Source organism: Hymenobacter properus (assembly GCF_015694735.1).
Taxonomy (GTDB): domain Bacteria; phylum Bacteroidota; class Bacteroidia; order Cytophagales; family Hymenobacteraceae; genus Hymenobacter; species Hymenobacter properus.
This window is the reverse complement of the sequence record NZ_JADQDP010000001.1, coordinates 740,923-760,755: the sequence shown is the minus strand read 5'-3', so window position 1 is coordinate 760,755 and position 19,833 is coordinate 740,923. Positions and strand designations below refer to the sequence as shown.

General features: G+C 64.0%; 20 protein-coding genes. 12 read left to right on the top strand and 8 right to left on the bottom strand.

Annotated features, from left to right (window positions below):
• Positions 1 to 108: 108 nt before the first annotated feature.
• Together I2I01_RS03335 and I2I01_RS03330 are read right to left on the bottom strand one after the other, a co-directional pair.
• Positions 109 to 1,668 carry an FAD-dependent monooxygenase gene (locus I2I01_RS03335; RefSeq protein ID WP_196284992.1) on the bottom strand — a complete coding sequence of 520 codons (1,560 nt, stop codon included), beginning with the start codon at positions 1,666 to 1,668 and terminating at the stop codon, positions 109 to 111.
• A 61-nt stretch (positions 1,669 to 1,729) separates the two neighbouring features.
• Entirely contained in the window at positions 1,730 to 2,551 is an 822-nt protein-coding gene (locus I2I01_RS03330; protein WP_196284991.1) for a helix-turn-helix domain-containing protein, read from the bottom strand.
• A 108-nt stretch (positions 2,552 to 2,659) separates the two neighbouring features.
• Between I2I01_RS03330 and I2I01_RS03325 the strand changes: the two genes are divergently transcribed.
• On the top strand, positions 2,660 to 3,154 hold the full coding sequence (locus I2I01_RS03325) for a DUF4112 domain-containing protein (protein ID WP_196284990.1): 495 nt from the start codon (positions 2,660 to 2,662) through the stop codon (positions 3,152 to 3,154).
• Between the two features lie 73 nt (positions 3,155 to 3,227).
• Here I2I01_RS03325 and I2I01_RS03320 read toward each other — a convergent pair whose 3' ends face one another.
• Together I2I01_RS03320 and I2I01_RS03315 are read right to left on the bottom strand one after the other, a co-directional pair.
• Positions 3,228 to 4,958, bottom strand: coding sequence for a M14 family metallopeptidase (locus tag I2I01_RS03320; protein ID WP_211537793.1), 1,731 nt, complete (start codon positions 4,956 to 4,958; stop codon positions 3,228 to 3,230).
• 67 nt (positions 4,959 to 5,025) lie between these two features.
• A complete protein-coding gene (locus tag I2I01_RS03315) occupies positions 5,026 to 5,451 on the bottom strand; it encodes a DoxX family protein (protein WP_196284988.1) in 426 nt (141 codons plus the stop codon).
• A 118-nt stretch (positions 5,452 to 5,569) separates the two neighbouring features.
• On the opposite strand from I2I01_RS03315, the gene surE reads away from it, so the two are divergent.
• On the top strand, positions 5,570 to 6,430 hold the full coding sequence (gene surE, locus I2I01_RS03310) for a 5'/3'-nucleotidase SurE (protein WP_196284987.1): 861 nt from the start codon (positions 5,570 to 5,572) through the stop codon (positions 6,428 to 6,430).
• Between the two features lie 69 nt (positions 6,431 to 6,499).
• On the opposite strand, the gene I2I01_RS03305 is transcribed toward surE, so the two are convergent.
• The 3 genes from I2I01_RS03305 to I2I01_RS03295 all read right to left on the bottom strand — a co-directional run bounded on the left by I2I01_RS03305 (position 6,500) and on the right by I2I01_RS03295 (position 8,986).
• A complete protein-coding gene (locus I2I01_RS03305) occupies positions 6,500 to 6,709 on the bottom strand; it encodes a hypothetical protein (protein WP_196284986.1) in 210 nt (69 codons plus the stop codon).
• Between the two features lie 48 nt (positions 6,710 to 6,757).
• The gene (locus I2I01_RS03300) at positions 6,758 to 8,137 is read right to left on the bottom strand and encodes a sensor histidine kinase (RefSeq protein ID WP_196284985.1); all 1,380 of its coding nucleotides are present in this window, start codon (positions 8,135 to 8,137) and stop codon (positions 6,758 to 6,760) included.
• A gap of 168 nt (positions 8,138 to 8,305) precedes the next feature.
• Complete coding sequence (locus I2I01_RS03295) at positions 8,306 to 8,986, bottom strand: response regulator transcription factor (RefSeq protein WP_196284984.1); 681 nt, start codon at positions 8,984 to 8,986, stop codon at positions 8,306 to 8,308.
• Between the two features lie 140 nt (positions 8,987 to 9,126).
• Here I2I01_RS03295 and I2I01_RS03290 point away from each other — a divergent pair, with 140 nt between their 5' ends.
• From I2I01_RS03290 to ligA, 10 genes are all read left to right on the top strand, one after another.
• On the top strand, positions 9,127 to 9,801 hold the full coding sequence (locus tag I2I01_RS03290; RefSeq protein WP_196284983.1) for a phosphoglycerate mutase family protein: 675 nt from the start codon (positions 9,127 to 9,129) through the stop codon (positions 9,799 to 9,801).
• A gap of 5 nt (positions 9,802 to 9,806) precedes the next feature.
• A complete protein-coding gene (locus tag I2I01_RS03285) occupies positions 9,807 to 10,424 on the top strand; it encodes a hypothetical protein (protein ID WP_196284982.1) in 618 nt (205 codons plus the stop codon).
• A gap of 84 nt (positions 10,425 to 10,508) precedes the next feature.
• Positions 10,509 to 10,652: a hypothetical protein gene (locus I2I01_RS03280; RefSeq protein ID WP_196284981.1), complete on the top strand. Its 144-nt coding sequence runs from the start codon at positions 10,509 to 10,511 to the stop codon at positions 10,650 to 10,652.
• A gap of 39 nt (positions 10,653 to 10,691) precedes the next feature.
• Positions 10,692 to 11,051, top strand: coding sequence for an RsiV family protein (locus tag I2I01_RS03275; protein ID WP_196284980.1), 360 nt, complete (start codon positions 10,692 to 10,694; stop codon positions 11,049 to 11,051).
• Positions 11,052 to 11,096: 45 nt separating this feature from the next.
• Entirely contained in the window at positions 11,097 to 12,539 is a 1,443-nt protein-coding gene (locus tag I2I01_RS03270) for a M28 family peptidase (protein WP_196284979.1), read from the top strand.
• Positions 12,540 to 12,545: 6 nt separating this feature from the next.
• Positions 12,546 to 14,372 (top strand): S8 family serine peptidase, encoded by a 1,827-nt coding sequence (locus I2I01_RS03265; RefSeq protein WP_196284978.1) that lies wholly within the window; start codon positions 12,546 to 12,548, stop codon positions 14,370 to 14,372.
• On the top strand, positions 14,369 to 15,139 hold the full coding sequence (locus I2I01_RS03260) for a hypothetical protein (RefSeq protein WP_196284977.1): 771 nt from the start codon (positions 14,369 to 14,371) through the stop codon (positions 15,137 to 15,139). Before I2I01_RS03265 ends, I2I01_RS03260 begins: the two co-directional genes overlap by 4 nt.
• A 151-nt stretch (positions 15,140 to 15,290) precedes the next feature.
• On the top strand, positions 15,291 to 15,911 hold the full coding sequence (locus tag I2I01_RS03255) for a hypothetical protein (protein ID WP_196284976.1): 621 nt from the start codon (positions 15,291 to 15,293) through the stop codon (positions 15,909 to 15,911).
• A gap of 57 nt (positions 15,912 to 15,968) precedes the next feature.
• Complete coding sequence (locus I2I01_RS03250) at positions 15,969 to 16,577, top strand: DUF4920 domain-containing protein (protein ID WP_196284975.1); 609 nt, start codon at positions 15,969 to 15,971, stop codon at positions 16,575 to 16,577.
• Between the two features lie 135 nt (positions 16,578 to 16,712).
• Positions 16,713 to 18,815 carry an NAD-dependent DNA ligase LigA gene (ligA, locus tag I2I01_RS03245; protein ID WP_196284974.1) on the top strand — a complete coding sequence of 701 codons (2,103 nt, stop codon included), beginning with the start codon at positions 16,713 to 16,715 and terminating at the stop codon, positions 18,813 to 18,815.
• Positions 18,816 to 18,952: 137 nt separating this feature from the next.
• Here the strand turns inward: ligA and I2I01_RS03240 are convergent, their stop codons facing one another.
• Positions 18,953 to 19,705, bottom strand: coding sequence for a porin family protein (locus I2I01_RS03240; RefSeq protein WP_196284973.1), 753 nt, complete (start codon positions 19,703 to 19,705; stop codon positions 18,953 to 18,955).
• Positions 19,706 to 19,833 lie beyond the last annotated feature (128 nt).

Sequence of the window (19,833 nt, the reverse complement as noted above, 5' to 3'; positions counted from 1 at the left end):
CAGGAGTGAAAGCAGCTTGTGAAGATAACAAGCTCTGCGAGTCAAGCTCTTTATACTGCGCGGGAGTGCTGCCTTGCACGTGCTGGAAATAGCTAAAGCAACCAGCCGCTATGCCATCTGGACGGCGAGCGTTTCTTTGTCCATAAACCAGCGCGCAGCAGCCTGCCCAAGCTCTTCCACATCCGGCTCACACTCCGTCGCCCAGGCCACGATGCCATCGGGCCGGACCAGCACCGCGCGCAGGCCCAACTGCTCGGCCGCCGGAGCCGCCACGTATTTGAGCTTGCCATTAAACCGGCTGGCCCAAGATGCCAGGTCCGCATTAGCCTCAAAATCGAGCAGCAAGCCATGGCCGCCGCGCAGGTGCTCGCCTAAGGTAGAACCGTCGGCCAGCGCGAAGTTGGGCGCGCTGTGGCCCACCAGCGGGTGGGTACCGCCCAGGTCGTAGTGGGTGCGCAGGCCCCAGATGCGGCCTGCAAAGTAGGTGGCGCCGTCGGGCGTATCCATCAGGTCGCTCATGATGGCGTAGAGTGCCTGCGCGGCCGGATTGGGGCGCATAATGGCTACCTGGGCGCGCGACCAGTCGAGAACTTTGGCGCCGACTGGGTGCCGTTCGGTCTGGTAGCTGTCGAGCAAGCCGGCGGGGGCCTGGCCGTGGATGGTGGCTGCCAGCTTCCAGCCGAGGTTCATGGCATCGCCCAAGCCGAGGTTGAGCCCCTGGCCGCCCAGCGGCGCGTGAATGTGCGCGGCATCACCCGCCAACAGCACGCGGCCGTGGCGGTAGGCGGTGGCCTGCCGGGCGCGGTCGGTCCAGGTAGAAGCCAGGTGCAGACCTGTGAGGGTAACGTCGGTGCCCGAGATGCGGCGTGCCAACTCCTGCACGTGGACCAAGCTGATGGGCTGCCCAGCGCGATGATAGGCACCGCCATCAAAGTCCTGCAGTATCAGGTAGCCGGGCTGCGACTGCATATACATGCCGGTGGGCGTCACGTTGCGGCCCGGCCGCAGCTTTTCCGGGTCGAGGAAGTCGACTAGGAGAGAATAGCCGGTGAACTCGGGCTCGGTGCCCACAAAATCGAATCCGGCCAGCTTGCGCACCGCGCTGCGGCCACCGTCGCAGCCCACCAGCCACTGGCCCGCAAACGCCTGCCCGCCGCCCTGCAGCGTCACGCCCGCGGCAGTCTGGCTCAGGCCGGTGATGGCCACCCCGCGCATAATGCTCACGCCCAGGGTTTCGGCGCGCCGGGCCAGCACGGTTTCTAGTTCGGCCATCTCGGCAAACAACTGGTTGCTGGTTGAGCTGGGCAGGCGCTCGGGCCATTGGGTGAAGTCAATTTTATTGCCCGGTATCGGGATGCCGGCAAAGTGGCCGCCTCCCCGGGGCGTTGGGCCGGGGCTGGGAGTTGGGGCGAAGTGCGGCGTTTTCAGGCGCTTGGGCACCTCTAGCTCGGCCAGCAGCCCCCGGCGGTCCAGCGCCTCCACCGAAGGCGCATTAAGCCCGCGCAGCCCCAGTGGCAACTGCTTCAGGGGGGAGTGCGGGCTGTCGGCCTTTTCCAGCACCAGCACCGAGCAGCGCGCCAGCGCCAGCTCGCAGGCCAAGAACAAGCCTACCGGCCCGGCACCGGCAATGACGACATCGTAAACAGGTTGATTAATTGCAGATTGCATGAGGGTCTGAGTTGCTTTTCAAGAGGATGTTTGCAACACAAAATTCCAGCAGGCCCCTGCCTCAGGCTTGTAGAAACGCGACAAAATCGGGGGTGGCCGCCAGGCGCAGGTGCCGGGCGTGGCGGGCAAAGGCGGCAGGCGTGGTGCCGCTGTAGCGCCGAAAATCCCGGCTCATGTGCGCTTGGTCGGCATAGCCCAACTCATGCGCCAAGCCGGCCAGCGACGTTTCGGGCCGCAGCCACAGTTGGTTGCGCACCTGCTCGAAGCGTATCAGCCCTGAAACGTCTTTCACCGTGTGGCCCGACGACTCCTTGAATTTTCGCTCCAGGGTGCGCACCGTGGCGTGCGCCGCCGCAGCCACCTCACGGACGGGCAATGTGCCTTTGGCCGCGCGCAAGGCTTTGCCCGCTTTGGCCAACACGTTGTCGGCCGCGGCTGGCAAAGGCAGCTGCTCGAAATACCGGGCGGCCAACACCAGCGCTTCGGCTACCTGGCCGGCTTGCAGGCAGGCAGCCAGCGGGGCGTGCAGCTGCGCAATGGAGTGCTCGAGGTGACGCACGCCGCCCGGCCCTGCTGCGGGCAGGCCCAGCAGCTCAAACACGGCCCAGGGAAAGCATTTGATGCCGATAACTTCCACCCGGCCGGCTCCGTGTAACGTCACCGGCTGCCCCAGCAGTCCCATCAGAAAAGGGGAGGGCAGGGGCCGCAGGCCGTCGGGGGTGGCGATGCTACAGGCACTGCCAAAATGGAAAATGATTTCGGCGTATCCGTCCGGCAGCACCTCAAAGCCCGCGGGCAACTCGGCAAATTCGATGCTGTTGTGCCAAAAGCCTTTGATGGCAAAACGCAAGGGCTCGGGAACGTCGAAGGGCTGGTAGGGCATAGCGAAAGGTAGGTAAACGCAGTTTTGTAAGTCAGCTCGGTCATGCAGAGCCGCCCCTGAGGCAGCCGTTCGCGCCGCGGTTGCGTACCAAGCTCCAAAGTCCGCACAATGCTCCCCCGCACCCAATCCGCCGTCCCCGCCACCTTCGATGCCGATGAGCGCCTGCGCTGGGTCGAGCGCATTGCCCGGCTCATGGACAGCCAGTTTCGGTTGCCCGGCACCCGCTTCCGCTTCGGCCTCGACCCTTTATTGGGCCTGCTGCCCATCGTGGGCGATGCGTCGAGTACAGTGGTATCGGTGGCTTTGCTCATCACCATGTTCCGGCACGGCGCCAGCGGGGCCGTGGTGGTGCGCATGGCCCTCAATATCCTCATCGATACCGTGGTGGGCGGCATTCCCATCCTCGGCAACGTGTTCGACTTTGCTTACAAAAGCAATGAGCGCAACGTGGCCCTGCTGCGCCGCCACTACGCCGAAGGCCGGCACAGCGGCAGCGGCAAGGGGCTGGTGCTGCTGTTGCTACTGTTCACGGCCGGGTTGCTGGCCCTGGTGGCCTGGGGCAGCTACGTGCTGCTGCGCTGGGGCTGGCAGCATTTGAGTTAAGAGTTAGGGGTTGAGGGCGCCTGTCCTTCGCTACGCTCAGAAGGACAGACGCCCTCAACCCCTAACTCTTAACTCACAATTTCCCTGCGCCCAGCCAGCGCGCCACCGGGTAGCGGTTGTGGCCGGGCTCATGGTAGGGCGAGTTCAGGTACACCCATTCGAGCTGGGCGCGGCCGTTGGCGGCGAATGCGGGGTTGTCGTGCTTGAGCTTTTCCAGCCGCTCGCGCAGGGCGGGCTCGCGGCGCAACAGGTCGGCGGCGAGGTCTTCAAACACGTAGTCGGAGAAATGCTCTTTCTGCTGCAACACGCTGTCGAAGAAGCCCCAGGCGAAGAAGGAGTCGGTGGCCTGCGGCTCCAGCGTTTCCAGCAGGTAGCGGATAGGGGCGCCTTCTTGCAAGTACACCACCAGGTCACCCGGGTGGAAAGTTGTTGTTTCCGGCACCGTGCGCAGGCTTACCTGGCTGTGCACGTAGTGCCCCTCAAAAGGCTTGGGCGTGGTTTTAAAATCCTCGAAATAATAGGTTTCGACCGGTATGGTCACCTCACGGGTTAGCGGTTCCAGCGTGGCCCCGTTGCGGCGCAGAATGTCGGCCACTTCTGCCCAGGCTTTGGGGAGAATGTAGGCCGTGGGGCGGGTGGCCGTGGTGGTGGCTTTAAAAGTATTGAAGTACTTCACTGGCCGGGTGAAGGGCGCGGCCCGGTCGTAGTACAGGCGGGGCTGGACGCTTACTTCGCTGGGCTTCATCTTGCCTTCGTAGCCGCGGAACTGCACGGTTTCGTGCTGGCTGTCGTCGAGGGCCCAGGTGAGCGGGAAGGTGGCTTGGGCAGCCATGTCGGCGGCGGCCTGGGCGCGGGCGGCGGCCAGGGCGGGCGCCTGCGCGTCCACGGTTTCGAGCACGGTTTTCAGGAAATCATACGTCGAGTGCACGCGCGGCGCGTAGGCCTTGAGCATGTGCGTTTCGGGCATGAAGCCGATGGTGTTGAACAGCGCCGCGTAGCCCGTGGAGTAGCGCGGGCTCTCAAGAAATGCCTGCAGGCCGCTCTCCGGCGTCTGGCCCTCGAAGTCGACGTAGGGCGTCATGGGCCACTTTTTTTGCTCCATGCTTTTGTACAGAGCCGGCAGCAGCTGGCCCTGCAGATACGAGCCCAAGGCCGGCGCCAGCTTGCTGTGCTGGGTGGCAATGAGCGTCATAGTATACTGGTAGTCGGCCCCGTTGGAGGTGTGGGTTTCCACGAACACATCGGGCTGCCACTTTTGGAAAAGCTGGGCAAACGAACGGGCATTGCGCGACTCCTGCTTGATGTAGTCGCGGTTCAAATCGAGGTGGCGCGCGTTGCCCCGGAAGCCGTAGGCGGCCGGCCCGTTCTGGTTCACGCGGGTGGTGGCGTTGCGGTTCAGCATGCCGTCGATGTTGTAGACGGGCACCAGCACAATGGTGACTTTATCGAGCAGCTTGAGCAGCGACTTGTGCTGCAGCAGGTCGCGGGTGAGCATCATGCTGGCGTCGATGCCCTCGGGCTCGCCGGGGTGGATGCCGTTCTGAATGAACAGGATGCGCCGGTTTTTGCGGCGGGTGCTGGCCGGGTCGGCGTCGCCGTCGGCGCTCAGCACCACTTCGTGCAGGGGCTGGCCGGCGTCGGTGGGGCCGGCCTCGGCCAGGTGCAGGTGCGCCGGGTAAGCAGCGGCCAGCTTCTGGTAGTAGGCCACGCACTCGGCGTAGGTGGCCGTGGTATTGCCGGCCGGGTCGTTTTCGAAGGGCGTGCGCCAGGCGGGCGCCGGGGCGGGAGTGGAGGCAAGGGACATGAACGAAGCGAGCAGAAAGCAAAACATAGCCGCAAAGGAACAACGCGCCCGCTACCGGCCGGCCCTGTTACCACCGGCGTCCTCCAAACAGCTTCTCGTCGAGGCTGTAGCGCCCCGGCCCCACCAGCAGCAGCCCCGCAAACAGCAGCGTCGATTCCAGTGCGTGGGCGTAGCCATTGAAGCCGTCGCCGCTGCTCAGGTGCATCACGGTGGCCATTATCATAGTGAACAGCAAGGCCGGCACAGCCAGGCGCCACAGCAGCCCCAGTGCCAGCAGCGCCCCACCGCCAAACTCAGCCAGCGCCGCTAGAAAGCCCCAGAACGCGGGTGCGAAGTTCAGCCCTACTTTGGCCATCACGCCGCCCACTTCGGCCCAGGCCGCGGGGCCACCTGCCAGCTTGGGGTAGCCGTGCAACATAAACATAATGCCGATGCCCACGCGGATAATCAGCAGGCCAAAGTCGTGGGCGGGGTAGCGGTTGGTACGGAGCATGGAAGGAACGTTGTTGAGGCTTAGGGCGCAAAGAACGAAGCTGAACCGTAAACAAAAACCACCCGCCCCGGCTGCCCGTTACCTTCGCAGCCGGCTCTTTCAACTTTCAAATCTTCTCATGTCCGCATCACGCCCCCTTATTCTGGTTTCCAACGACGACGGCATCACCGCTCCCGGCATCCGCTGCCTGGTCGAAATCGTGCACGGGCTCGGCGCCGAAGTCGTGGTGGTGGCGCCCGACTCGCCGCAGTCGGGCATGGGCCACGCCATCACCATTGGCCACCCCATGCGCCTCACCGAAAACCCCATTTTCGGCCCCGACGTGCAGGCCTACGAGTGTTCCGGCACTCCCGCCGACTGCGTGAAAATCGCCAAGCACTTTGTGCTTAAAGACCGCACGCCCGACCTCGTAGTATCCGGCATAAACCACGGCTCCAACTCTTCGGTGAACGTGCTGTACTCGGGCACCATGTCGGCGGCTATCGAAGCGGCCATCGAGGGACTGCCTGCCGTGGGCTTCTCGCTGTGCGACTATGGCCCGAAGGCCGATTTCTCGCACGCCGCCGAGTGGGTGCGCCAGGTATGTCAGCACGCCCTGGCACACGGCGTCCCCGTCGGCACGGCCCTCAACGTGAACATCCCTAAGAAGTCCACCACGCCCATTGCCGGCCTGCGCCTCGCTCGGCAGGCCCGCGCCAAATGGCAGGAAGAATTCGACCGCCGCCTCGACCCCTACCAGCGCCCCTACTTCTGGCTGCGCGGCGAGTTTGTAAACTTCGACCCCGGCACCGACACCGACGAATGGGCCCTGGCCCACAACTACGTCTCGGTGGTGCCCTGTAAGTTCGACCTCACTGCCGCGCAGGGCTTGGCCGACCTCAGCCGCCGCTGGGAGCTGCCCCTGCCCGAGGCCAACGCAGAAGCGGTGCCGCCCCAGCCCGTAGCGCCGGAGGACTACGGCGTGGCAAATCCGAACTAAGGCCGTTGACCCACAAAAAAGCCCCCGCATCAACAATGCGGGGGCTTTTTTTAATTAAGAATTAAAGGATTACCGAACCTTGGCCATCCGGTGGCGGGCACCCGGCGGGGGCAAGGGGCGCACGAGTTTGGGCGGAGGTAGCAGGTCCGGCGCTTTGCGCACCACCACGGGCGCCGCCAGCGGGGCCGATGCGGGCAGGGCGGCGCGGTGCAGGGCCACTACTTCGGCGCCTACTGCTGCGGCCAGTACCAGCAGCAAGCCCGGAACGAGGATTTTCAACAGAATACGCACGAGAGGTTGAATTACTCTCCAAAGTTCAGGCGGACCCTATGAAGACGGCATGAAAGCGGCTGCGGGGCTCACGTTGGGACCAAAATCGAGCACAAAGGCAGTGCCCTGGCCCACCGTCGACTCGACCCGCAGCGTGGCGCCGTGGAAGCCGGCTATGGTTTGGGCAATGGGTAAGCCCAGGCCGTAGCCCTCGGGCGCGCCCGGCGCGTTGGAGTTGAAGCGCCGGAAGCGGTCGAACAGGTAGGGGATGTTTTCGGCCGCGATGCCGGGGCCGCTGTCTTCCACCCGCAGGGTGTAGCCGCCGCTGGCTGCGGGCCGGCCCAGCACCCGGATGCGGCCGCCCTCGTGGTTGTACTTCACGGCGTTGCTGAGCAGGTTGCGTAGCAAGGTGTGCATCAGGCTGGCGTTGGCGTGGGGGCGCACGTCGTTGCCGGCAATGTCTATTTCCAAGTCGATGTCGCGCTGCTGGCGGCGGTCGTCCAGCTCCTCGGCCACGTCAGCTACCACGTCGGAGAGGCGCACCGATTCTTCGCGCAAGTACTGTTCGTTTTCGATGTTGGCGATGAGCAGCAGCGTGCGTACGGTGTTGCGCAGGCGGTGCAGGGTGCGCTGCGACTCCACTATTTGCTGGGCGTGCTGCTCGGGCAGGGTGGGGTCTTGCAGCATGTTCTCGAAGCGCGACTGCAGAATGCTGACTGGCGTGAGCAGCTCGTGGCTCACGTTGCTCATAAACTCCCGCTCCTTGGCAAAGGCCGACTGCACCTGCCGCATCAGCGAGTTCAGCCGGTCGTCGAGCCGCCGAAAGTCGGTGGTTTGCGTGTCAATGACGTCAAAATTGAAATCCGACGGCTGCCGGATGCCACGCAGCTTGCGCACCGTTAGCTCGCGCAGGGGCGCCAGCAGGTAGTGGGCCACCGCCGCGTCGCTCACCACCGTGAGCAACGAGGCCGCCACCAGCACCCACAGCGCCAGCTGCCGCAGCGTGGCCGTGAGCAGTTCCACCGTCTCCAGCGACGAGCCAATTTCCAGCCGAAACGCGTGCTGGTGCAGTCCGCCCGCCGGCAGCGCAAAGCTCAGAATGCGAAAGTCCTCCACCTGCTGGTCTACCTGCCGGGGCTCTTCAAAAATGCGCTCGGGCGGCAGCGGCGTGCCCTCGGGCAGGGGCGTGAGGGTGATGTATTCCTGCTTGAAGATGTTATAGTCGGCATACGTTTCAGCCCGCTCGCCGCGCTCGAAGGCCTGCAGGCCGTCGCGGGCGATAAGGGCCTGCACCAGCCGCTTTTTCTCGCGCAGGTGGGCGTCGGTGTGGGCCACGGCCACCTGCTGCACAATGGGCGGAATCACCAGCGCCCCCAGCAGCACAAGCAGCAGCTTCGAGACGGCGTTGGAAATGGCGAGCTTGGCTTCGAGGCGCATAGGGGATGGAAGTTGAATGAAGTGCAAAGGTCGTCTGTCATCCTGAGCGGAGCGAAGGACCTTATCACGTTTGCTGCTGTAATTAATTACTGCAAGCTGTTCAGCCGCGATAAGGTCCTTCGCTCCGCTCAGGATGACAGACGACCTGCAAAACTTCTCAGCACCAAGCTATTCCGCTGCCCGGTAGCCGATGCCGCGCACCGTTTCCAGGAAATCGGCCGAGCCGAACTGGGCCAGCTTCTTGCGCACGTTCTTGATGTGCACGTCGATGTAGTTGGAGTCTGAATCGTCTTCCAGCACGTTGCCCCACAGGTGCTCGCCCAGCTGCAGGCGCGTGAGCACCCGGCCGCGGTGCAGCAGCAGGTAGTGCAGCAGGTCGAATTCTTTTTTGGTGAGGGGCACTTCCTGGCTGCCGTGGCGCACAATGCGGGCGTTGGGGTCCATGCTAAAGCCCTGGCCGAAGCTGATTTCGGGGCGCTTTAGGTTGAACTTGCGCCGCGTGATGGCCTGCATCCGGCTGGTGAGTTCCAGCAGCGAGAAGGGCTTGGGCAGGTAGTCGTCGGCCCCGAGGTCGAGGCCGCGAATCCGGTCGTCGAGGGCGCCGCGGGCGGTGAGGATGATGAAGGAGGCCTCCTGGTTTTCGTTGAGGCGGGCTTCCTTCAGTAAATCCAGGCCGTCGCCGCCGGGCAGGCCCAAATCCAGCAGCACGAAATCGTAGCTGCTCACGTACAGTTTTTCCGAGGCTTCGGCGTACGTGTAGGCCGAGTCGACCAGGTATTGGGCTTGCAGCAAAAACTGGCGCATTTCCTGGTGCAGGCTTTTTTCGTCTTCGATGAGCAGAACGTGCATGGGACGGGGGTGGTAAGCAGTGGTTGGTGCTGCAACATACGGCAAGCCCGGCTGAAGGCTGCATGAAGGTAACTCGGGTGCCGGTTCCGCGTTTGTGGTGTAATTTGCTTGAGCAACTCTTCCCGTTCTATAGTTCAGTTATGATGGTACGTTTTCCCTTTCGCTTTTTCGCGCTGCTGGCCGCTTTCGCCGGTTTGGCCACGGGTTCGGCCCAGGCCCAAACCAAAACGGTAACCAAAGACAAAGCCAAGCCCGTCGTGACCACGGTTTACATCGTGCGCCACGCCGAAAAAGATTCTACCTCCGACGCCGCCGACCCCACCCTGTCGGCCCTGGGGCAGGCCCGGGCCCAGGCCCTGCGCCAGACGCTGGAAAAGCGCCACCCCGCGGCCCTTTTCACCACTGACACCAAGCGCACCCGCGCCACCCTGGAGCCCCTGGCTAGCGCCCTCAAGCTGGAGCCGCAGGTGTACGATGCCCGCCGCGGGCGCGACCTAGCAGACCGGGTGCTGAAGGAGTACGCCGGCAAGTCGGTGGTCGTGGTGGGCCACTCCAACACGATTTTGTCGCTGATTGACGATTTTGGCGCCATTCCGCCCGTCGAAGAAATCGGCGAGAACGAATATGAGTACCTCTTCACCGTGCGCACAGCCGAGGGCATGCAGCCCATCGTGGAAACGCGCGGCTACGGCGCCGAGCGCAAGGTGAAAACCAAGGTCAAAACCAAAACTGCTATGGTAACGCCAGCATCCGCACCGGCGCCAGCACCGGCACCCACGCCGGCACCAGCGCCAGCGCCCGCACCGCAGAACTAAGCTGCGTGGCCGCGCTTCGACCCCAGTCCTTATTTTGGCTGCTGTTGGCCGCCCTGGCCGGCGTTCCCCTGCACACTCTTGAGGCCCAACGGCCCGGTGCCCCCAGCGCCGGGCCGCAGCTTTTTATGGGCAGCCACCGCTACCGCGGCACCCTGGGCGGCCAGCGCATCACCGTCGAGCTGTCCATCGACCGGGACGAGTCCCAGGACAATGCGCCGCTTATGTGCACAGGCATCTGCCGGTTCGACGGTAATCCAACTCAGGTGCATGTACTGAGCAACTGGCAGGTAGTGAGCATGCGGCGTCCTCTTCAATTACTAGAAGCTGACACCACTGCTTCGGCCACCCGCCTGGGGCATTGGCAGGCCGAGGGGCCGCCGGGGCCAGTGCTGCGCGGCACCTGGACGGGCCTTTCCGGGACCAAGCTGCCCTTTGAGCTCCGCGAAGACTACCGCGACGCCAACGGCCAACTGACCGCCGTGCCTTATGAGATAGTAGGGGAGGAGGTAATAAAAATCGACAGTTTATTCTTGCGGTTTCCGGAGTGGAAAGCCCGCTGCGTGGGTGCCAAAGCCAGCCCGAAAGCCGATTGCGAGGCGCAAGCCACCCTGAGCCGCCACTAACTGCATTTCATCGGCCCCGACAGCTTACGCCCGGCCCTGGCGGCGTTGCAATGCCCGCCACCAGCCGAGCGGCTGGCCCGAACGATGGCCGCCATGCATGAAATGGTGGGCGAGCCCGACCCCGACCGGGAGTATACCTCGCCGGTTGCGCTGGAAGATTCCGAGTGGCTGAACGTCAGTTTCAATGACCACGGCCTGCTGAGCTGGAACAGTGCCAGCTATTACTAAAGCGGCGGCGCGCACGGCGGCCACCGCATCGAGTGGCAGGTGTACGACCTGAAGGCAGGCGAATTTCTAACCATTTCCGACTTGCTGCGGCCGGGGGCTGAGCGGGTGCTGTGCCACCTGCTCACGCGGCACCTGGCCACGGAGCAGGACTTCCCGGCCGACGCCCTGCGACAAACGGCCGACTACCCCGGCGTGACCTTTGCACCCCTGCCCGAGAGCGGATTTGGGCTGGAAGAGAAGGGTTTGGTGTTTCAATACGGCGACTACGAAATCGGCGGCTACGTCGACGGCACCAACTCCATGACCATTGAGTGGGCCGAACTGCTGACCCTGCTCAACCCCGAATCGGCGGTGGCCCGCATGTTGCGCGAGCGGGGCCTGTGGCGGGCCGCCGATTGAGGCCGGGCGCGGCGGGTTCCGGTAAAAGTTGCGTTCTTCGTGGTTATGCGCCCATCCTTATCCCTTCTGCTTGCCACCGGCCTGCTGCTGGCCGCGGCTCCTGGCCAGGCCCAGGTTCGTAAAAAAGCCAAAACCAAAGCCTCTACCGCCGCGCCCGCCGCTGCACCTCAAGCGGCCGCCGCACCCGTTTCCGATTCCGTGGCCCTGCGCAAAATCTTCGACGAAGCCCTGCTGCGCGGCGAGAGCTACGACAACCTGCGCTACCTCACCGGCAACATCGGGGCCCGGCTTTCGGGCTCGCCGCAGGCCCAAATGGCGGTGGAATGGGGCAAAGCCACCATGGAAAAAGCGAAGTTCGACCGCGTCTATCTGCAGGAGGTGATGGTGCCACACTGGGTGCGCGGCAGCAAGGAGCGCGGCGAGATTGTGGGCAATAAAGACAAGGGCATCAAGGTGCCGGTGTGCGCGCTGGGTGGCTCGGTGGGCACCGGTGGCAAGCTCAAGGCCGGTGTAGTGGAAGTGCACAGCTTCGACGAGCTGAAAAACCTGCCCGATGCCGCCGTGAAAGGCAAATTTGTGTTTTTTAACCGGCCGTTCAACGATGCCCTCATCGAGCCCGGCGCGGCCTATGGTGGGGCCGTGGAGCAGCGCGCCCTGGGGGCGGCCGAAGCGGCCAAGCGCGGCGCCGTGGCCGCCCTAGTGCGTTCCATGACCAGCGCCCGCGACGACAACCCCCACACCGGCACCATGCGGCCCGCCACCATCCCCGGCGCCGCCCTCAGCACCAACGCGGCCGACCAGCTCAGCCAGCTGCTCAAGGCCAACCCCGACCTGCAATTCGAGCTGGAACTGGAGTGCGTGACCCTGCCCGACGAGAAAAGCTACAACGTGGTGGGCGAAATCCGGGGCAGCAAATACCCCAATGAAATCATCACCGTGGGCGGCCACCTCGATTCCTGGGACCTGGCCCAGGGCGCCCACGACGACGGCACCGGCTGCGTGCAAAGCATGGAAGCCCTGCGCCTGCTGCGCGCCACCGGCTTCCGGCCCGAGCGCACCCTGCGCGCCGTGCTGTTTATGAACGAGGAAAACGGGGCCCGCGGCGGCACCGAGTACGCTCGCCTGGCGGCTGAGAACAAGGAAACCCACGTGGCCGCCATTGAATCAGACGGGGGCGGGTTTACGCCCCGCGGCTTCACCCTGGAGGCCGACGCGGCCACGTTGGCCAAAGTGGCCAAATGGGCGCCGCTGTTCCGGCCCTACCACGCCGACGAAATCACGGCCGGCCACGGCGGCACCGACATTGGCCCCCTCAAAGAAGCCGTGCACCCCAAGGCTTTGATTGGCTACAAGTGCGACTCGCAGCGCTACTTCGACATCCACCACACGGCGGCTGATACCTTCGACAAGGTGAACCGCCGCGAACTGGAACTGGGCGGTGCCAGCATGGCCGCGCTGATTTACTTGTTGAGCAAGTACGGATTGTAAGACGTTGTGAGCAAACGGTTGATAAAAGCGGGGGCGCATTGGGCTTTGGGCGGGCTGGTGGGGCTGGCGCTGCTACGTCCGGCTGGGGCACAAGTCCCTCAGCCCGAGCTGCCGGAACGCTACTGGGTGACCTTCCGCGATAAGGACGGTGTTCGGTTCAACCCCAAGCAGTACTTCTCGCCCGAGGCCCGGGCCCGCCGCCGGCGCCAGCATCTGCCCGCCTACGAAGCTTCTGATTTGCCCGTGCGGGCCGATTATGTGGCGGCCGTTCGGGCGCGGGTTGATACCCTCACACTGGAGAGCCGCTGGTTTAACGCCGTGGCGTGCCGGGCCACCAGCACCCAAGCCGCCGCGCTGCGCCGCCTCCCGGGCGTGCGTGCCGTAGAAGCGTGGCCCTATCAGCCGGTGCAAGTGGCTGCACACGCACCGAAGGGCAAGGCGCAGCAAATGACTCCTCCGCCGCACAAGCCACTAACGTCGAACGACTTTTTGCTGGCGCGCCGGCAGACGGCCCACCTCGACGGCCCCGCGCTGCGCGCCGCCGGCCTGGAAGGGCAGGGGATGCGCATTGCTGTGTTTGACGTGGGCTTTCGCGGCGTGCCCACGCATCCGGCTTTCCAGGAGCTGATGGCCAGCAAGCGCATTGTGGCTGCCCACGACTTTCTGCGGGGCACCGACAACGTGTTTGTGGGCGGCAGCCACGGCACCGAGGTGCTGGGCTGCCTCACTGGCCGCCTGCCCGGCCCGTCCGGCGAGCCGGGGCCGGCCCTGGGCCTGGCCCCCGCCGCCGAATACCTGCTGGCCCGCACCGAGCAGCTGCACCGCGAGCGGTACGCCGAGGAAGAAGCCTGGCTGGCCGCCGTGGAGTGGGCCGACCGGCTGGGGGCCGACATCATCAATTCTTCGCTGGCCTACACAGAGCAACGCTACTTCCCCGAGCAGATGGACGGCCGCCGCAGCCTGATTGCCCGCGCCGCCAATCTGGCCGCCCGCAAGGGCCTGCTGGTGGTGAGCGCCGCCGGCAACGACGGCGACGACGACTGGGTGCGCATCGGCACGCCGGCCGACGCCGACTCGGCTCTGGCAGTGGGCGGCCTCGACCCCGAAACCGGCCTGCACGTCGATTTCAGCTCCTACGGCCCCACCGCCGACCGCCGGCCCAAGCCCAACCTGGCCGCCTTCGGCATCGTGCTCACCACTACCACCGATGACTACGAACGGCTGGAGGGGACCTCGTTTTCGTCGCCACTGGTGGCGGGCTTCGCGGCCTGCCTGTGGCAGAAAAACCGGCAGCTCACGGCCATGCAGGTGTTTCGCGCCTTGGAAAAATCGGCCGAGCTGTACCCTTATTTTGATTATGCCCACGGGTTTGGCCGGCCGCGGCTGGCGCATTTTGCAGTGTCGGCAGCGGCGCCGGTTTCGACCCCAACCTTCGATTTTGTGCCCCACGACAGCCTAGTGGCCGTGGTAATTCGCCCTGAAGCGGCCCTGCGGCCGGCCGAAATGCTGCCCCTGGTGGCCGAGCAGAGCGGCGCCGTGCTGCCCAGCCTCACGCCGCCAGCCGAGGGCAAACCAACCAATGACAATTCGGTGCCGCGTGTAGGCCACGAGCAGCCCGTGGCGCCCGGCAGCGCCCCGCTCAACCCCCTGCCCGAGCCCAACTACCCGGCCTACCTCTACTGGAACCTGGCCGACCGGCGGGGCGTGCTGCGCCGCTACGAAACCCGGGCCGTGACGCAGCGCCTGGTCGTGCAGGTGCCGCGCCGGTTGTTGCGCGGCGGTGATGTGTTGCGCGTGCATTTTAAAGGCTATACCGGCACGTATTCGGAATGAAGAGGAACTCCTTGCAACGGATTTGGAGCCAGGTTTTGCAAAAAGCTCCCAGAGACCAGGGGCGCCGCCTGCTAGCCGTGGCGGCCCTGGCGCTGGCCAGCCTGCCGCAAGCGCGGGCCCAGCAGGTGCTGGTGCAGGCCAACGTGGCCGACGACACCATCAAAACCACCTTCGGGCCCAACCGCCGCTACTTTGGGCACGCCTATTTAGGCTATGCGGTGCTGGCCGGCCCGGCCGGCCGCGGCGCCGAGCTGAGTTCGGGCCTGGCCTCGGCGGAGCTGCGGGGCGGGGGGCGCTTCAAGGTGCGGTTCAGCCAGCTGGTGGCGCTGAACCTGGATTTGGGCTATGCCTTCCAGCATTTCGATTTGGCCCAAACCGACCATAAGGTGGTGCCCAATGCCACTCAGCACCGCGAGGAAGGCCTGAGTCTGCACCAGCTGTATTCGGAAATCAGCCTCCGGCTGAACGCTGGCCGGCGCGGCAACTCCGTGGGCAGCTACCTTGACTTGCTGGCCGGCGGTGGCTGGGTAGCCGCCACGGCCCACAGCACCGAAGACGAGCCCGCGCCCGGCATCGGCTCAGTCGAAACCACGGAGCGGGGCTTGCCGTACCTGCGGCGCTGGTCGGGCAGCGCGGGCGCCCGTCTGGGCTTCGACCGCTACGCCCTGGTGGGCCGCTACCGCCTCACGTCGGCTTTTGGCCCGGCCTTTGCGGCCTGGCCCGAGCTGCCTCGTTGGGCGCTGGGCCTGGAAATCGGTTTATTCTGATATGTGCTTAGCGGGGTACAAACCCAACGATTTAAGTTTTTCGTAAAAATCCCGACGCCGCAAGGCCTTTCCTGCCGTGGCAGATGGCTGCGGCCTCCCTCACATACCTTACCTTCGTGCGCCCGGCCACATCCCGCGCCGGGCATCTTTCATGAAAACACTACCATTCAAACGAACCGCTGGTTGGGTGCTGGCCGCCGGCTTGGCCGTGCAATTGGCCTCGTGCGTGAGCACGGAGCGCGAAGTGAGCACTTCCAGCGTGGACCCGCGCACCACCTACACCCCGCCGGCCGCCGGCTCCCGGGTGCGGGTGGGCAGCAAAACCGTGCTGAACACCGTGAGCACGACGCATACATTTTCGGACCCCAACACCCAGGATAACTTCATCCTGCAGCTGCGTGGCCCGCGGGTGCTCACGGCCCAGGCCCACCTCATCGTGACCAGCAGCAAGGGCGACACCCTGCGCCACGAGGTGATTCCGGCCCGTGCCCTGCTGAGCGAAAAGGCCCTCAGCGACCCGCAGGCGTCGAGCGTGCGCGACCAGGAAATTGCCATCCTGCAGGGTATGAATGCCTTTTTTGCCGACGCCCACTTTATGCAGCCCGCTGTGCCGGCCGGCGCCGAGCAGCCCGCCGAAATGGACACCAACACCTGGGCCGCCCTGCGCGAAGACCCCACCGCCGTGGGCTTCGACTACACGGGCGCGGGCGGCGCCGAGCGCCGCATCACCTACGCCCGCAAGCTGCGCAAGGCCGTCGTCATCAACCAATAAGGCGTGCGGCGTCAATGCCGCGTGCTGCTAGTTTTAAAACCTCACCTTCATAAGTCTATGAAATTTCTGATATCCTTCGCCGTCGTCCTCGTGCTGATACTGGCGTACTTCCGCTTGTTCCCCTCGGCGCCCATCAACCCGGTGCTGCCCGTGCCCCAAGGACAGGAGGAAGTGAACGGCCACAACGCCGACGTGCCCAAGGGCGCCAACGAGGACGAGGAAGCCGGCGAAGAAGGCGAAGGCCACCCCAGCACCAGCATTGCGCCCGCCACACCCGGCCAGACATACGGCGCGGCCATCTCGCCCGACGGCGCCCTGCCCATGACGGCCCTGCCCACCGCCCTCGGCACCCGCGACTCGGCCCAGGTGAAGCTGACCGGCAAAGCCTCGGCCGTGTGCCAGGCCAAAGGCTGCTGGATGACCCTGCCTACGGCCGACGGTAAGGAAATGCGCGTGCGCTTCAAGGATTACGCGTTTTTCGTGCCCAAGGACCTGAGCGGCCACGACGTGGTGGTGAGTGGCTGGGCTTACCGCAGCACTGTGCCCAAAGCCGAACTGCAGCACTACGCTAAGGATGCCGGCAAGTCGGACCAGGAAGTGGCCGCCATCACGCAGGACGAGCAGCAGCTCACTTTCCTGGCCGATGGCGTGCGCGTGGTGAACTAAGGTTAGCCACTGACTTTGAAACCGCTGGAAAGGCCGCCCGTTGAGGCGGCCTTTTTTATTGCCTAACCGTTTTGAGATGCTGCCGTAGCTTGCAGCAGAAGTTTACCAGACCTTTTGCCTTCCGGCGCCCCATCCATGCCCGATACGCCTGCCATCCAGCAACGCATCCAGGCCCTCACCGAGCGGCTGCACCACCTCAACCACCAGTATTACCAAAACGACGTGTCCGAGGTGTCGGACCAGGAGTTTGACGCCATGCTGGCCGAGTTGCAGCAGCTGGAAACCGAGCACCCCGACCTGGCCCAGCCCAACTCGCCCACCCGGCGCGTGGGCGGCACCATCACCAAGCAGTTTCCGACGGCCGTGCACCGCTACCCCATGCTCAGCCTGGGCAATACCTACTCCGAAGACGACCTGCGGGAGTTCGACGAGCGGGTGCAGCGCGGGCTGGAAGGGGCGCCCTACAGCTACGTGTGCGAGTTGAAATTCGACGGTGTGGCCATGAGCCTGACTTACGAGCACGGCCAACTCACCCAAGGGGTGACCCGCGGCGACGGCACCCGAGGCGACGTGGTGACGCCCAACGTGCGCACCATTCGCACCCTGCCGCTGGCCCTGCGCCCCGGCCCCGACCAGCCCCAGGATTTCGAAGTGCGCGGCGAGGTGTTTATGCCCCTGCCGGTGTTTGACGAGCTGAATGCCGAGCGCGAGCAAAACGGCGAGGCCCTGCTGGCCAACCCGCGCAACGCCGCCAGCGGCACGCTCAAGCTGCAGGATTCCAGCCAGGTGGCTGCCCGCAAGCTGCGCTTCTACGCTTATGCGCTGCTCACGCCGGGCCGGCATTTCGCCAGCCACAGCGCCGCCCTAGAAGCCCTGAGTCGCTACGGCCTGCCGGTGTCGGACACCTGGCGGCGGGCGGCCAATATCAACGAGGTGCTCGACTTCGTGCACCATTGGGCCAAAAAGCGCTTCGACCTGCCGGTGGCCACCGATGGCATCGTCATCAAAGTGGACAACCTGCGCCAGCAGGACCAGTTGGGCTACACCGCCAAGAGCCCGCGCTGGGCCATTGCCTACAAGTACCCCGCTGAGGCCGCCCGCACCCGTCTCAACGAGGTGATTTACAACGTGGGGCGCACCGGGGCCGTGACGCCGGTGGCCATGCTCACGCCTGTGCCGCTGGCCGGCACCGTAGTGAAGCGCGCCACCCTGCACAATGCTAACCAGATAGAGCTACTCGACCTGCGCCTCGGCGACACAGTGTACGTAGAGAAAGGTGGCGAAATCATTCCCAAAATCACCGGCGTGGACCTCAGCGCCCGGCCCGCCGAGGCCGTGCCCATCAAGTACCCCACCAATTGCCCGGCTTGCGGCACGCCGCTGGTGCGCCCCGAGGGCGAGGCCCATTTCCGCTGCCCCAACGAGCGTGGCTGTCCGCCACAGCTCAAGGCCCGATTGGAGCATTACGTGTCGCGCAAGGCGCTGAATATTGATGGCTTGGGGGCCGAAACCGTGGGCCGCTTCTTCGAGTTGGGCATGGTGAAAACTGTGGCCGACATCTACGACCTGCCGGCCCGCCGGGCCGAGCTGGTGACGCTGGAACGCCTGGGCGAGAAGAGTATCGACAACCTCATTGCCGGCATTGAGGCCAGCAAGCAGGTGCCGTTTCCGCGGGTATTGTTCGGCCTGGGCATTCGTTACGTGGGCGAAACGGTGGCCCAGAAGCTGGCGGCCCACTACCGCAGCATCGACGCCATGATGGCGGCTTCGGCCGAGGAAATGGCCGCCGTGCCCGAAGTAGGCGGCGTAATTGCCGAACACGCGGCGCACTGGTTCCAGCAGCCCGAAAACCGCGAGCTGATTGAACGCCTGCGCACAGCCGGCGTGCAGCTGGCCGTGACCGGCGAAGCTCCCGTGCCGGCCTCCGACCGCCTGGCGGGCCTCACGTTTGTGATTTCGGGCGTTTTCGAAAACCACAGCCGCGACGAGCTCCAGCAGCTCATTATTTCGAACGGCGGCAAAATAACCGGCTCCATCAGCAAGAAGCTGAGTTACCTGGTGGCCGGCGACAACATGGGCCCTGCCAAGCGCGAAAAGGCGCTGGGCTTCAAAGTGCCCATCATTTCGGAAAGCGAGCTAATGGCCCTGCTGCCCAACCCCGACGAAGCGCCGGCCGCTGATGCTGCTATTGATGCTCCGGCTAAAAATGAGCCTGGCGTGCAAGGTTCGTTGTTCTAAAGCATTAGAAAGAGGCGTATCGTAGAAAGCGGCCCTGCTGGAAAAGCAAAAGCTTCGGCTATTTGTCGAAGCTTTTGCTTTTCCAGCAGGGCCGTGAAACGTGCCGGCGTCACACCGGCAAAGACCTGGCGAGTGGATTAAGGTTTTTGCAAGAAATACGATACCGCAATTTGAAAACCGCGGTTATGCAATTTGTCTTCTGATTTTGGGTCGTTCTTATCATTGGGAAAAAGATTGCCTAAACCCAAGCCGTAGCCTGCTTGTGCCTGAATGCCTGCGATTTTGTAACCAATGCCGAAGTTGAAGCCCGCGTCGAACCGCCGCAAATAGGCTTTGTCACCATTGCCTTTTTCGTTTACAAAAGCAACATCCACATCGAACGAGCCCGATTGAGTTTGGGTGACCCCGCCAACGGAGTTAGTTTCTGTGAAATCGGCCTTGGTATTGCCGCCAAGTCCCATAGCCACGTACGGTCCGGCAAAAACCTGGAAACCGCCTTCGGCACCGTTCGTGCTGTACACCAAATTTACTGGTAGTTCGAGGTAATTGAGGTTAAAGGTCTGATTTCTATGGTACGTTGAGGTAAACGTCTGACCGTTGGAGGGGTACGTCTGGCTGTCTGTTATTTCAGATTTATTGCCTTTCATGGTGAAAAGCAGCGACGGCTGCACCGATAGTTTGCCAAACTGCGCATTCAGGCTAACCCCAACCTGGGCCCCGGCTTTGTACTTGGAGGTAGGCTCTGTCTCGGTGTCAAAGTCGTAGCTCAACGTGGAAACGTTCAGTCCTACCCGGGGGCCAAAGGACACCTGTGCTTGGGCGCTGGTAGCCAGCAGCACACCGGAAGCGGCTACACCTGTCAATAGTAATTGTTTTAAGAACTGTTTCATGCAGAAGGAACCCCGGATAGAAGTGGAAAAAAGAATGAAGCACTGGTAAAACCGTAAGCGCCTCTGAAAATTGCTTTTTAATAATATCAGGAATAAACCTGGCGCTAGGTGTACACCAACCAACAGGT

Coding starts and splice junctions, on each gene's coding strand:
- I2I01_RS03335 (WP_196284992.1), bottom strand. CDS start 1,668: ATGCAATCTGCAATTAATCAACCTGTTTACGATGTCGTCATTGCCGGT.
- I2I01_RS03330 (WP_196284991.1), bottom strand. CDS start 2,551: ATGCCCTACCAGCCCTTCGACGTTCCCGAGCCCTTGCGTTTTGCCATC.
- I2I01_RS03325 (WP_196284990.1), top strand. CDS start 2,660: ATGCTCCCCCGCACCCAATCCGCCGTCCCCGCCACCTTCGATGCCGAT.
- I2I01_RS03320 (WP_211537793.1), bottom strand. CDS start 4,958: ATGTCCCTTGCCTCCACTCCCGCCCCGGCGCCCGCCTGGCGCACGCCC.
- I2I01_RS03315 (WP_196284988.1), bottom strand. CDS start 5,451: ATGCTCCGTACCAACCGCTACCCCGCCCACGACTTTGGCCTGCTGATT.
- surE (WP_196284987.1), top strand. CDS start 5,570: ATGTCCGCATCACGCCCCCTTATTCTGGTTTCCAACGACGACGGCATC.
- I2I01_RS03300 (WP_196284985.1), bottom strand. CDS start 8,137: ATGCGCCTCGAAGCCAAGCTCGCCATTTCCAACGCCGTCTCGAAGCTG.
- I2I01_RS03295 (WP_196284984.1), bottom strand. CDS start 8,986: ATGCACGTTCTGCTCATCGAAGACGAAAAAAGCCTGCACCAGGAAATG.
- I2I01_RS03290 (WP_196284983.1), top strand. CDS start 9,127: ATGATGGTACGTTTTCCCTTTCGCTTTTTCGCGCTGCTGGCCGCTTTC.
- I2I01_RS03280 (WP_196284981.1), top strand. CDS start 10,509: ATGGCCGCCATGCATGAAATGGTGGGCGAGCCCGACCCCGACCGGGAG.
- I2I01_RS03270 (WP_196284979.1), top strand. CDS start 11,097: ATGCGCCCATCCTTATCCCTTCTGCTTGCCACCGGCCTGCTGCTGGCC.
- I2I01_RS03260 (WP_196284977.1), top strand. CDS start 14,369: ATGAAGAGGAACTCCTTGCAACGGATTTGGAGCCAGGTTTTGCAAAAA.
- I2I01_RS03255 (WP_196284976.1), top strand. CDS start 15,291: ATGAAAACACTACCATTCAAACGAACCGCTGGTTGGGTGCTGGCCGCC.
- I2I01_RS03250 (WP_196284975.1), top strand. CDS start 15,969: ATGAAATTTCTGATATCCTTCGCCGTCGTCCTCGTGCTGATACTGGCG.
- ligA (WP_196284974.1), top strand. CDS start 16,713: ATGCCCGATACGCCTGCCATCCAGCAACGCATCCAGGCCCTCACCGAG.
- I2I01_RS03240 (WP_196284973.1), bottom strand. CDS start 19,705: ATGAAACAGTTCTTAAAACAATTACTATTGACAGGTGTAGCCGCTTCC.